This is a genomic window from Bacillus pumilus (genome assembly GCF_900186955.1).
GTDB lineage: Bacteria > Bacillota > Bacilli > Bacillales > Bacillaceae > Bacillus > Bacillus pumilus.
Window position 1 is genome coordinate 744,629 of the sequence record NZ_LT906438.1, and the last position, 12,108, is coordinate 756,736.

Genomic DNA, 12,108 nt, shown 5'->3' on the forward strand with positions numbered 1-12,108 from the left:
AATCAGCTGCTCTCTTTTTTCTGCTTCATAAAAGAAAGGATGGCAATACCAGAACAGACGAGCACAAACAGACCGCCTAGCAAATACACAGACCTCGCCCCATATGCATCCGCAATCAATCCAACAAAGAAAATAGATAAACCGACAGATACAGAAGAAAGGACGTAATGAGCCGAGTACACCTTTGATAAATCTTGGACAGGTGTTTCCGTTTGAAGAATGGTTTGCTGCGAAACATCACGAATTTGATAAGCAGGCCCCATCAAAATACAAAGCAGCAAAGCAAGCCAAGGCAGGCTGTTCAGTGAATAGACAATAGTCAGCACTGCATAAATGAATGACCCAGCTGCCATAAAAAGAAGAAGCTGCTTTTGAATAAATTGACTCATCCATGCAGCTAAGAGCCCGCCTATTATGGCACCTGTATAATAAGCGGCATTGATAAATCCCCACCAATCCTCACTTTCGTTTAAATCTTGTGTGACAAAGGCAAGCGTAATTGCCCCAATCCACACAGCGCCTGCTATATTTTCACACACATCCATAAAGGTCAGGGTGCGAATTGTTTTATTTGTCCAAATGATCGTCCAGCCATCCTTGAAACTGTTCATCTTATTTGCTTTTCGAACGGTGTCTTCTTGCTTAAGAAGAGGAAATAAAGGGATGAAAAATAAATAAGACAACACAATCATCAAACAAGTGATCCACATTAAATAAAAGGGACCAATGAACAGAACGAGCATTCCAGTAAACGAATAGCCGGCAATTTGAACCGTTTGTTGAAAAATGGAGGCTGTACTGTTCGCTTTCACAAGCTGATTTTCTGGCACAAGCATCGGCATGATGGCCTGCAATAAAGGGCTAATGAACCCGCCTGTGATGGAAATGAGAATGAGCGCACCAAACAGCCAAATCATATGCTGCTGAAAGAAATGAAATTGAGCTGTAAACACGATGAGCATCCCAAGACGTAAAAGCGGGACCCATTTCAACAGCCGGCCCGCTTGATAGTGATCTGCCAAAACAGGAGAGATGAGCCCAGCTAATAGCTGGCATAGCGTTCTTATTAACGGAAATAAAGCCGCATACGCAACAGATTGTGTATCTTGATAGATCACAAATGTGATCGTCATGACAAATAGAATATCACTTAGCATGAGAAGGCTTTTACTGCCTGTATAGTACCAAAACTTGTTTCCCATATCCAACCGGCTCCTTTTCAAAAACAAGTTCAGTATAGCATGGTGAAGAAGGACCCAGTGGCTTTTCATTGAAAAATACATCTTAAGGATGAGAGGATTGTGATAAGCTAAATGAAAGACATCGTAAGGAAAGGGGTTCAAATCAATGAAAGTACTGCCAGCACATGAATTCTTGAATCAGCACAGCATCCCATATGAGATCAAAACATTTTCTGCCGAAACAGAAAAGGGAGCAGCAAATGTAGCGGCAGCCCTTGGTTTTCGTGAAAGACAAATGATTAAAACATTGATTTTTGAAACAGGAGAAGGGGAGCAGCTGCTTGTGATGGTTGGCGCTGACCAGCATATTAAGTCAGGGAAACTAAAGAAAGCGGCCGGCTCCCGTAATATTAAAATGGCTTCACCGGAGAAGGTTCTTGAAGTGACGGGCTATCGAATTGGTTCGATTCCGCCGTTTTGCTGGCAGCCAGAAGGATTCCGCACCATCATCGAAGCTTCGCTATTAGAGGAAGAAGTATTAGGTGTTGGAGCAGGTGAATGGGGAAATGAAATACTGATCACACCAGAACAATTAGTGAAAGCCTCAAAGGCTGTACCGTATGACATCGTGCAGCCAGCAGAATAGAAAAAAGTGCCTGTTTCTCATGCAGGCACTTTTTTAATTTGCAGTAGGCTCCTTAAATGGACCGATATCTTTCATTTGCAGGAAGGCATCCACGGTTCTATTCTCTTCAAGATCATTCGCCCGTTTGCAGATCACAACAGGTCTGACGATTTCTATGCCTTCGATATATACACGCCCAATCTCTTTCCGCTTGAGACTGCCTTGAACCGCATCACGGGGAACAAGTGTGATCCCATAGCCAGCTTTAATCATTTGAATCGCTTCATGAACACCGCTGAATTGTAAATCAACAGTCGGTTTTTTAATTCCTTTCGAGGTGAACAGGGAAAAGAGCTTATCTCTAGTGGAGCTGCCTTCTTCACGCATTAAAAAGGGCTCCTGACTCAGGTGCTCTAGCGGAACGGTTTTTCCGTTCAACAGATGGTCTGCTGGCACAATAAAATCATAGCTTAAATTCGTCAAATGAGAGGTAACGATCTCCTCATGATGCAAATCTTCAATTACAGCGATGGCGACATCTGATTCATATTGAAGCAGGCTCTCTATCACTTGAGCGGAATTTCCGCTTTTTAATTCGATTTCTGTCTGTGGTGATGACGTTTTAAAAGCAGCCAGCCAATCAGGCAGTAAAAAGTTGAGTGGTACATAGGTAGAACCGATGCGGAGGCGCCCCTTCTTCCCGTTTTGTAATAGCGTGATCTGATATTCTGCTTCCTTTTCAGCCTCAAACACTTGCCGGGCATAAGGATACAGCATCTTTCCCATTTCTGTGAGCGCAATGCCCCGACCGTTTCGTTTAAAAAGGCGAAACCCGATCTCTCGTTCAATGCTTCTAAGCTGAGCCGTCACAGCTGGCTGTGTCAAAGATAGTGCGTCGGCAGTTTGTGTGACGCTTTTTGTCTCTGCGACCTTTGCAAAAATCCGAAGGGCATGTAAATTCAACTTCGCACCACCTATCAATTATTTTGATAAAACAATCAAAAACATTCATTAGATTTATTATAAGGCATCCCTTATCGTAAAGGTAGCGAAGGGGGAAGAAAAAATGGATCGTCGTCAAAAGCAAGTTGTGTCAATATCGCTCATCACAGCATTTGCACTTATTGGGGATTCAATGCTCTATATTGTTCTCCCGGTCTATTGGAAAGAGATTGGTTTATCATCCATTTGGGAGGTCGGGTTACTGCTGTCCATCAACCGATTCATTCGTATCCCGCTAGCACCTGTCGTATGGTGGCTCTATCGCTATATCCCAATGAAGACGGGTGTATTGATCGCGATTTTGATCGCGTCAGTGACCACGATATTATATGGGATGAGCGGCTTTTGGCTGCTGCTTATCTGCCGCTGCGCATGGGGTCTCGCTTGGACATTACTCCGAATGAGCGGGATGAGGGTTTTGGCTGAAATGGACGAAGGCTCACAAGGACATTTGACGGGGCTTTATAATGGGCTTTACCGGCTTGGCAGTTTATTTGGCATGTTATTTGGCGGAATCTTTGCTAGCTTGATCGGCTTCCAGTCCATGACGCTAGTCTTTGGTTTACTTACATTGATGGGATGCATTTTTTATGTATCGTTGGATGAAATTGAAAAGAGAGAAGGCACGCAGGTGTATCATGGCATCAAACAAAAGTGGTTTACACGAGATGTTGTAAAAGTACTGATAACAGGCATGCTGATCGCACTGATCATTCAAGGTTTATTCGCATCCACGCTGAGTCATGTCATTGAAGCAAAGATTGACCAGGATCAATTGACTCTGTTTGGCTTTGTCATCGGAGCTTCGGCTTTAAGCGGTGTGATTCAAGCAATTAGGTGGGGATGGGAACCATTTGTAGCACCGAGAACGGGCAAATGGTTTGATCGGCTTGTGATGAAGGAACGAATGCTATGCTGGATGTTTCTTTCATTTGGAGGGCTCAGTTTTCTTGGGGTCATGCTGAAGGTAAGCGGCTGGTTCCTATTGATGCTGCTTTTGATTCAGCTGCTGGCAACGATTGTAACAACGTTCACCGATACACTTGCCTTTCAAAAAGCCTCTGCTCAAACAGATAAGAACCGCTTTCTCGCCAGCTATTCTTTTGTTCAAGATATGGGGGCTGCTTTAGGGCCTTTGTGCGGGTATACATTGATTCAGTTTTTCGGAACAAACAGCGTCTTTTGGTTGATGCTCATCATAAGCTTAATGCTTGTCAGCATGTGGATAAGAGGCGGGCAGCATGTTTCTTCTAGTGCAGTGTAAAAAATAAAGCGTCATATAAAAAAACTGCCTCATGCAGCTGATCGCAGGAGGCAGTCATATTCTCTTATTCTAAGTCTGAATCGTAGGCTTTTTGCGTGAGCTGGCTGACAACCTCTTTTAATCCATTTGGTTTATGGAATTCTACAGGTGTGCTTCCTTTTTCGAAGACAATTTGGTCTGCTTCGACGAGCACGACATATCGATTGTTGACCTTCGCAATATGGATCGAGTGGCCAAAGTCCGCTAGAAGCCCTTTGATTTCTGTTTCACCTAGACGCATTTTCATTGTGATATCAGGGGTTTGTTCCACAATGTGAGAAGCTGCTAGTGTGACCTGTTCTGTATCGAGTGTTTCTCTAATTTCTCGTTTTTCACTCGCTTCCCATACTTCAAGATCCTCTTCGAACTGCTTTAATTCTTCACTTTCATCCTGTAATGTTTCAAATACTTGTTCCTGCACCATGTTCATGACCTGTGATTTCATGATTTCAGGCATAGATTCTCCGTATTCGACGAATTTCAGAAAGTCCTCAAAATAACGAGCATGTGAGGATTGGTGAATTTTCACTTCAGCTTCCTCTGTCATGCTCTCTTCTGGCATAAAAGGGTATTGAATTGATTTCATGTTTTTTGTTGTAATAGCCATTTCTACTTTTTTGATCAAGGTAGATGTATCAGCGATAGAAGCAACTTTCTGTTCAAAATCGCATTTCATAATAAAGACAAAGGAGTCATCGAAGTACTTTTTAGGAACGGCAGACGCAACTAAAAAAACGCCGCCTCTGACAGCACTTGTATCTAAATACGTGCGAACAAACTGTTCACTGCATTCATTAAATACTTCTTTTGTATCGGCAAATCTCGTCTGATGAAATAAATTGTAGTTTGGATTTGAATCGAGTTCATGACCGGGTTCGACAATGAACCGGCCAATTTTGGTTGGTACTTGTTCAGATTTAGGGTGTCTGTCCACTTTTCGTTTGACGATTTTTTTTAGCTCACCATCTAAAAAGTCCTTCAGCTCACTTTGTTCAAATTCCTCTTGATCTAATGTTTGATAATGCTTGAACCGTTTATTTGCTTGTTCATCTTTGCCTTCGATTTCTACGACAAAGAATGATAGAAAACGTATCGTAAAATCCATTGATTGGTCACCACTTTTTCTTCTTCGGATATGTTGAGTATAGAAAAAGGAGTGAAAATCGTCAACGAATGGAGAAATATCGTGTCATTATTTCCCGAGAAATGTTTAATGAAAAACACTTGATAATAATTATCATTCTTGATAGAATGATAAAAGAAAAGAAGGAACCTGCTAGTTCCTTCATCTCAGAAAAATCACTTATTTTGTTTCAAATGTTTCGCAATCAGTTTCAGCATTGCGAGTCACATCAGTCATTGTGTTTTTACCAATTTTAATGGTAGAAGCTGTACAGCTGTTATCCGCCCAAAAACGGCAAGAGTTCACTTCACAAAGTACGTTTTGTGCCATGGGAATTCACCTCCGTGATTCATATTGAGAATGAAGCAAGCTGCCACTTGAATTCATTCCATCTAGTAGTCTCTTGATAAAAAGAGGCTGTTTGTGCTGTTGATGCACATGTTTATCATACCATCTACCCTGATAATATACAATTTAAACTTTGAAAGAGCGAGAATACAAATCTCGCTCTTTTTTTATTTGTAAAAATAGTTAAATGCTAGGTGGCACCCTCTCTCATTTCGACATATAAATAGAGTAGATTCAAAACCTGATGTCGGACAAAGTATGAGGGTACATGCACTGATTTTTCGCATAAAGATAAGGTTTTCAATCAAAAATTTTTCATAGAGAGATGAGGGGAGAAGATGAAAGCAGTCATTCTCTGCGGAGGAAAGGGAACGAGAATGAGTGAGGTCACACAAGCGCTTCCTAAACCACTTGCTATGATCGGAGATCGGCCTATTCTATGGCATATTATGAAAATCTATCAGTATTACGGAGTAGATGAGTTTATCTTATTGCTTGGATATAAAGGAGAGAAGATCAAAGAGTATTTCCTGAACTACGACTGGCGGCATCACAGCATGAAGCTAGATATGGCGACAGGGGAGATGAAACTTTTAGGAAAGTCAGAGAACTGGAAAATCACTTTTTTAGATACAGGCGAGAATACGATGACAGGCGGACGGTTAAAGCAGGCACAGGACTTCATTGGGGATGAGACATTTATGATGACGTATGGTGATGGACTTGCCAATGTCAATATGTTTCATCTGCTGAAGCGTCATCAGGATCTTGGGGCAGCTGCGACTGTCACAGGAATTGAAAAGAAGTCACAGTACGGGACGTTGAAGGTATATAACGGGATGGCACAATCCTTCTCTGAGAAGACAGACAGTATCGGGATGATCAATGGAGGATTTTTTGTGTTGTCTCCAAAGGTATTTGACTATTTGACAGACGATGATCAATGCGTGTTTGAAGCGGAGCCTCTTCAAAATCTGGCGAATGATGGAGAGCTTGCGGTTTATGAGCACCACGGATTTTGGACAGCGATCGATACGTATAAGAACCTGAAGGAAATCAATGGCATGTGGACAAATGGAAAACAACCATGGAAGGTTTGGTGACGGCATGAGCGGATTTTGGAATGGGAAAAACGTATTTGTGACTGGATGTACAGGACTATTGGGAAGCTATCTCGTCAAGGAATTGATTGATCAAGGGGCAAACGTGACGGGACTTGTGCGTGATCAGGTGCCTCGATCGAATTTATATCAAGGCAGTCAATTTGAAAAGATGAATGTGGTGCAAGGTGCATTGGAGGATATGCAAACGATTGAACGTGCGTTAGGAGAATACGAAATTGATACTGTCTTCCATTTGGCGGCGCAGGCCATTGTTGGGGTCGCAAATAGACACCCTGTTTCTACATTTGAAGCCAATATTTTAGGGACATGGAATGTACTCGAGGCGTGCAGAAGACAGCCGCTGATCAAACGAGTCATCGTGGCATCAAGTGACAAAGCATACGGCGATCAGGAACAGCTTCCATACGATGAAGACATGCCGCTAAATGCGAAACATCCGTATGATGTATCAAAGAGCTGTGCAGATTTAATTTCTCACACGTATTACAACACATATGGTCTTCCAGTTTGTATTACGCGCTGCGGCAATTTATACGGGGGCGGGGATTTAAATTTCAACAGAATCATTCCGCAAACCATCCAGCTTGTGCTAGAAGGAGAAGCGCCGGAAATTAGAAGTGACGGGACATTTATTCGTGATTATTTCTACATTGAAGATGCGGTTAAGGCTTATTTGTTGCTAGCTGAGAAGATGGAGGAAAAAGGGCTCGCTGGAGAAGCCTTTAACTTTAGTAATGAAATTCAGCTGACGGTTCTTGAGCTCGTGGATAAGATTTTAAAGGCAATGGGCAGTGAACTGAAGCCTCGTATTTTAAACCAAGGAACGCATGAGATAAAGCATCAATATTTGTCGGCAGAAAAGGCGAGAAAGCTGCTTGATTGGAAGCCAGACTACTCGATTGATGAAGGTTTAGAGAAGACGATTGAATGGTACCGCGAATTCTTTCAAAAATAGAGGTGTAAGTAGATGAACAGCATATATTGTACGGTTCTATCAAGTGGAAGACTTTATCAAGCCATTGCGTTTTTCTTGTCATTGAAGCAAGTAGAAGATGATGCTGTCATCAAGACGTTATGTATGGATGATGCTGCATTTGATCTGCTTCATCAAATGAATTTTCCTCATGTTGATCTTGTTCATGTACGGGAGCTCGAAACGCCGGAGCTGCTGGAGAAAAAAGAGGAACGGGATGCCTCGGAATATTGCTGGACATTAAAACCGATGTGGATTGAGTGGTTATTTGAACAGGAGCAGGCAGAAGGAGTAACCTATCTTGATGCGGATTTATTTTTTTATGAGAGCCCGCAAGTGATTTTTCAACATCAGCCGGATGCCTCTGTTTTACTTTCGAGAGGGGATATTGTGATTCCGAGCTTCGATCCTGAGGAAGTGAAAATGCTTCAGAAGCTTTTAGGTCGCTATAACTCTGGCTTCCTGCATTTTAAAGGAGATAAAGCCGGACGAAAATGCCTCAGCTGGTGGAAGGAAGAATGCTTGAAGGAATGCAAAAATGCACCGGGAGAAGGCAAGTTTGGCGATCAAGGATATCTCGATCATATGCCGAAGCTGTTTGAAAAAGTGGAGGATATTCAAACAAAAGGCGTGAATATTGGTCATTGGAACTATGGGCAGCATTCCTATCGGGAAGAAAATGGACGGATTTTGCTGGAGGATGGGCATCCGCTCATTTGCTATCATTTCAGCGGCTTTCGCATCGTGAGCAAGGATGAGATGCAGCAAATTCATGAAAAAGGGAGAGATGATCTGCCGTTTTTCCAAGAAGCCTATCGAAACGTGCTGCGCCATGTGATTGAATCTGTTGAGCAGGTCGATCCGCTGTTTAACGGCTATGCCAAATTGGAGGAGGATGACGCATGAATGAGAAGCCAAAGGTAAGCGTCATTATTCCGAGCTATAATGCCAAGGAGCGTTTAGAAGGGAGTCTTTTTTCCTTAACGCTTCAGGATACGAATATTCCGTTTGAGGTCATTGTCGCCGATAATGGGTCAACGGACGGCACGATGGAAATGCTTGAGAACATTGAGGTGAATTTCCCGTTTAAAAAGGTGCGTATTCCTGTCAATCAAGGGATAGCCAAGGGGCGCAATCATGCCATTCGCGAGGCGGAGGGAGACCTGCTGATATTCCATGACAGCGATATGCTGGCAGAGCCGCAATTTATTCAAAAGCATGCGGAGGCACATGCTGATCATGAGGACCTTGTCATTTGTGGTGTATGCTGGAAGCGGATTTATCGTTATTTTTACGAAGCATTTGATCAGGATCATATCAATCGGTTGAAAAAGCAAGGCCTGTATAAGCGGAAAATGAATGATAAAACGCCTCTTTTATCAATGAAGGAAGTTGAAAATGGTGCATTTCTAGAGAAAAGCTTCGATTTGCAGTCTGAGTTTATTGATATCCTCAAAGACATTTTGCGCACGTACAACTATGATTTAGGCTCTTATGAGCTGCCGTGGCGATTTTTTATTACGAATAACTCCTCTGTCAAACGCAAGCATGTCATCGCGCTCGGGATGTTTGATGAACAGATCGTTCGGTACGGGTTTGAGGATTATGATTTAGGAATTCGTCTGCATCAGCTTGGTCTCTCCTTTGAATTGCGAGAGGATATCATGAGCGTGCATCAGGAGCATCCAAGTAATTTAACGTCATTTGATGACATCAAATATAACATTTTGTATATGTGCGAGAAGTACAACAATATTGATGCCATTGATGTCCATTTGGCTTTCTCTGGTCCATTTTCTCACACCATCACAAATGACATTGTAAAAGAAGTCCGGCAGCTGCGTGATAATCCGGTATTCGATGGTCTGCTCTCTTATTTTTTAGAGCTGCTTCATTTGATCACGGAGCGAAACGTAGGCGTCAAACGCGATAAAAAAGATCAGCTGACCGCTAGACATGTCCCTTTGAAAAAACTGTCCGAGGCAGCGCAGCTTGCGCGGCAGGAATATGGCTGCACAGTGGTTGTAGAAGCCATTCAAGGGCTGACAAAAGAGTTATTACGCGTTGATTTGTTTCAAGTGGATGTGTTGTAGATGGCGTCTTATCATTTTACAACCATTGTGTCGAATACACATGTTTTTAAGCTTTTGGCGCTGATTCATTCGCTTGAACAAACCGCTCATTCATTCAAGTTGTCTGTTCTATGTGCAGACCCTTTGGCTTACAAGGTGTTAAGTGAATTTCCTCATCCGCACGTTAAATATGAACAGCTTGAAGATATTGAAGATGAGACGCTGCGAGAGGCAAAGGATGATCGGACGTTCCATGAGTATTGCTGGACGTTAAAGCCCGTTTTTTTGCTCAAAATCCTTGAGTCCTCAGAAGCGGATTATCTCGCCCATTTGGATACGGATTTGTATTTTTATCATGATCCAGAGGCGATATTTGCAGAGAATCCACTCGCTCATTTATTTTTGACGGATCATATGAATTCCAAGCGGTTCTATCACTTTTATGAGTTATCTGGCCGCTTCAATACTGGATTTGTCGGCTGCCGCAACACAGACGTTGCCAAACGGGCGGTCACACAATGGAAGGAAAACTGTCTTGCACACTGTACAGTCGAAATGGATACAAAAAATAAGACGTATGGAGATCAGCGGTATGTTGAAAGATGGATCGATGATTTTGAAGGGGTCCATGTGGTGACATCTAAAGGAGCCAATGCCGCGATTTGGAATATTGAAAACTACAAGCTTTCAGTTGTGAAAGGGGAAATGTATCTCGACGAATGTCCACTCTTGTTCTATCATTTTTCTGCCTTTACGATCATTGATGAGAATACCTTTAATCTGAATTGGTATTACTATATGACAGAACAAAAGCTTGTGGATCATCTATATATTCCATATGCCGATTTGGTTCATCAAAAAATCAAACAGGTGCAAAAGGTCTTTCCGGAATTCCAGCAAGGGTTTATTGCAAAGAAGCATGTACCTGATACGCATTTTTATGAGATATGAAAAAACCGCTCAATCACTGAGCGGTTTTCTCCTTTTTATGATTCATTCCATTTGGAGATGGTTTGATCGCTAGGTAGTAAGAATGCAAGGATGCCTAATATCGGTAAAAAGGCGACTCCGATCATGGTAGGCGTTAAACCGAAGGCATCAATGAATGAGCCTAGAGCGACCGATCCGATTGCACCCATACCAAACGCAAGTCCAACCGTTAAACCAGACATTGTGCCAATTTTCCCGGGAAATAGTTCTTGAGCATAAACGACTGTGACAGAGAAGCTTGACGTCAGAATGACTCCAATCAGTCCAAGTAAAACATAGGCAAAAACAGGTCCGGCAAATGGCAGCAGCAAGGCAAGTGGAAAGGATGCCAATAAGGAAATTAAAATCACCGTTTTCTTGCCGAAGCGGTCTGCAAGCGGTCCGCCTAAAAATGTCCCAATTGCACCTAGAATGAGAAATAAGAAAATATAAGTCTGTGATTCTTTAATCGTCAATCCATATTGTTCAATCGCATAAAACGCATAGAAATTTGATATCGCATTCCCATACCAAGAGCGGGCAAAGATGAGAAAGACGATAATGCCAAGTGCTGTGAGTGCTGACTTACGGTGAAGTTCAGATCTTGCAGCTTTTGCTGGAGCTTTTTTCGCTTGAGCTCGAATGGTTTGAAGTCTTCCTGCGTACCATCTTGAAATATAAAGAAGGAAACCGACAGCCATCATTCCAACAATCGTAAACCAAGCCACGCCTGGCTGACCGAGAGGGACGAGCATTAAAGCAGCGATCAGCGGAGCAAAGGCTTGACCTGTATTTCCGCCTACTTGATAGATGGATTGTGCAAGTCCTCGTCTTGGACCAGCTGCCATGTTGGCAACGCGGGAACCCTCTGGATGAAAAATGGCAGAGCCGAGTCCGATAAAGACAACGCAAAGCAAGATGGTGGCAAAGGAAGGCGCAAACGCAAGCCCGAATATACCGACAGCACTAGAAAATAAAGCAACCGGGAGTGCATAAGGCATCGGCCTTTTATCTGTGTACCACCCAATAGCGGGCTGCATCACGGAGGAGACCATATTTAATGTAAAGGCAATCAGCCCTAATTGTGTAAAGGTCAGCCCCATTGAGCGTTCTAAAATAGGGAACATGGCAGGAATAACGGCTTGCAAAGTGTCATTGAGCATATGGCAAATGCCAATAATCAATAAAATGGGATAAACCGTTGATCCAGTGACAGAATTTTGAGGTTTATCCTTTGTACGAGCAGCAATAGCCAATGAGACTTCCTCCTTTCATTCAACTGTTTTCTATTTTGCATTCTTCTCATTTTATTCATAAGGTGAACTATAAAACAATAGCAAATTGTCATGATTTAGTAAAAAGAGACACAAGCGCTTGTGTCTCTAAAT

The 12,108-nt window shown here is 42.6% G+C and carries 12 protein-coding genes; 7 read left to right on the forward strand and 5 right to left on the reverse strand.

All coding sequences use genetic code 11. From position 1 onward, the window contains the following. Positions 1 to 2: 2 nt before the first annotated feature. Positions 3 to 1,202, reverse strand: a complete 1,200-nt coding sequence (locus tag CKW02_RS03600; protein ID WP_003214036.1) for an MFS transporter — start codon at positions 1,200 to 1,202, stop codon at positions 3 to 5. Between the two features lie 145 nt (positions 1,203 to 1,347). On the opposite strand from CKW02_RS03600, the gene CKW02_RS03605 reads away from it, so the two are divergent. Beyond that, complete coding sequence (locus CKW02_RS03605; protein WP_003214204.1) at positions 1,348 to 1,827, forward strand: aminoacyl-tRNA deacylase; 480 nt, start codon at positions 1,348 to 1,350, stop codon at positions 1,825 to 1,827. Between the two features lie 33 nt (positions 1,828 to 1,860). Here CKW02_RS03605 and CKW02_RS03610 read toward each other — a convergent pair whose 3' ends face one another. Next, the gene (locus CKW02_RS03610; RefSeq protein ID WP_034620198.1) at positions 1,861 to 2,769 is read right to left on the reverse strand and encodes a LysR family transcriptional regulator; all 909 of its coding nucleotides are present in this window, start codon (positions 2,767 to 2,769) and stop codon (positions 1,861 to 1,863) included. Positions 2,770 to 2,872: 103 nt separating this feature from the next. On the opposite strand from CKW02_RS03610, the gene CKW02_RS03615 reads away from it, so the two are divergent. Beyond that, on the forward strand, positions 2,873 to 4,072 hold the full coding sequence (locus CKW02_RS03615; RefSeq protein WP_003214222.1) for an MFS transporter: 1,200 nt from the start codon (positions 2,873 to 2,875) through the stop codon (positions 4,070 to 4,072). Positions 4,073 to 4,136: 64 nt separating this feature from the next. Here the strand turns inward: CKW02_RS03615 and CKW02_RS03620 are convergent, their stop codons facing one another. Both CKW02_RS03620 and CKW02_RS03625 read right to left on the reverse strand, forming a co-directional pair. Beyond that, entirely contained in the window at positions 4,137 to 5,216 is a 1,080-nt protein-coding gene (locus CKW02_RS03620; RefSeq protein ID WP_003214099.1) for a DUF3900 domain-containing protein, read from the reverse strand. Between the two features lie 198 nt (positions 5,217 to 5,414). Next, positions 5,415 to 5,564, reverse strand: a complete 150-nt coding sequence (locus CKW02_RS03625; protein WP_003213883.1) for a DUF1540 domain-containing protein — start codon at positions 5,562 to 5,564, stop codon at positions 5,415 to 5,417. A 356-nt stretch (positions 5,565 to 5,920) separates the two neighbouring features. Between CKW02_RS03625 and rfbF the strand changes: the two genes are divergently transcribed. Genes rfbF through CKW02_RS03650 form a run of 5 tightly spaced genes read left to right on the forward strand, consistent with a single transcriptional unit; the run spans position 5,921 to position 10,702 of the window. Next, on the forward strand, positions 5,921 to 6,685 hold the full coding sequence (rfbF, locus tag CKW02_RS03630; protein WP_003214374.1) for a glucose-1-phosphate cytidylyltransferase: 765 nt from the start codon (positions 5,921 to 5,923) through the stop codon (positions 6,683 to 6,685). A 4-nt stretch (positions 6,686 to 6,689) separates the two neighbouring features. Next, complete coding sequence (locus CKW02_RS03635; protein ID WP_034620236.1) at positions 6,690 to 7,661, forward strand: GDP-mannose 4,6-dehydratase; 972 nt, start codon at positions 6,690 to 6,692, stop codon at positions 7,659 to 7,661. 12 nt (positions 7,662 to 7,673) lie between these two features. Continuing rightward, on the forward strand, positions 7,674 to 8,585 hold the full coding sequence (locus CKW02_RS03640) for a putative nucleotide-diphospho-sugar transferase (protein ID WP_003214380.1): 912 nt from the start codon (positions 7,674 to 7,676) through the stop codon (positions 8,583 to 8,585). Beyond that, entirely contained in the window at positions 8,582 to 9,772 is a 1,191-nt protein-coding gene (locus CKW02_RS03645) for a glycosyltransferase family 2 protein (protein ID WP_003213941.1), read from the forward strand. The genes CKW02_RS03640 and CKW02_RS03645 overlap by 4 nt, the downstream gene beginning before the upstream one ends. After that, entirely contained in the window at positions 9,773 to 10,702 is a 930-nt protein-coding gene (locus CKW02_RS03650) for a putative nucleotide-diphospho-sugar transferase (RefSeq protein ID WP_003214097.1), read from the forward strand. Between the two features lie 35 nt (positions 10,703 to 10,737). Here CKW02_RS03650 and CKW02_RS03655 read toward each other — a convergent pair whose 3' ends face one another. Beyond that, a complete protein-coding gene (locus CKW02_RS03655) occupies positions 10,738 to 11,976 on the reverse strand; it encodes an MFS transporter (protein WP_003214287.1) in 1,239 nt (412 codons plus the stop codon). Between the last annotated feature and the right edge of the window lie 132 nt (positions 11,977 to 12,108).

Excerpts from the sequence above, each read along its gene's own strand:
- CKW02_RS03600 (WP_003214036.1), bottom strand. The coding sequence starts at position 1,202 with ATGGGAAACAAGTTTTGGTACTATACAGGCAGTAAAAGCCTTCTCATG.
- CKW02_RS03650 (WP_003214097.1), top strand. The coding sequence starts at position 9,773 with ATGGCGTCTTATCATTTTACAACCATTGTGTCGAATACACATGTTTTT.
- rfbF (WP_003214374.1), top strand. The coding sequence starts at position 5,921 with ATGAAAGCAGTCATTCTCTGCGGAGGAAAGGGAACGAGAATGAGTGAG.
- CKW02_RS03615 (WP_003214222.1), top strand. The coding sequence starts at position 2,873 with ATGGATCGTCGTCAAAAGCAAGTTGTGTCAATATCGCTCATCACAGCA.
- CKW02_RS03645 (WP_003213941.1), top strand. The coding sequence starts at position 8,582 with ATGAATGAGAAGCCAAAGGTAAGCGTCATTATTCCGAGCTATAATGCC.
- CKW02_RS03635 (WP_034620236.1), top strand. The coding sequence starts at position 6,690 with ATGAGCGGATTTTGGAATGGGAAAAACGTATTTGTGACTGGATGTACA.
- CKW02_RS03640 (WP_003214380.1), top strand. The coding sequence starts at position 7,674 with ATGAACAGCATATATTGTACGGTTCTATCAAGTGGAAGACTTTATCAA.
- CKW02_RS03605 (WP_003214204.1), top strand. The coding sequence starts at position 1,348 with ATGAAAGTACTGCCAGCACATGAATTCTTGAATCAGCACAGCATCCCA.
- CKW02_RS03625 (WP_003213883.1), bottom strand. The coding sequence starts at position 5,564 with ATGGCACAAAACGTACTTTGTGAAGTGAACTCTTGCCGTTTTTGGGCG.
- CKW02_RS03620 (WP_003214099.1), bottom strand. The coding sequence starts at position 5,216 with ATGGATTTTACGATACGTTTTCTATCATTCTTTGTCGTAGAAATCGAA.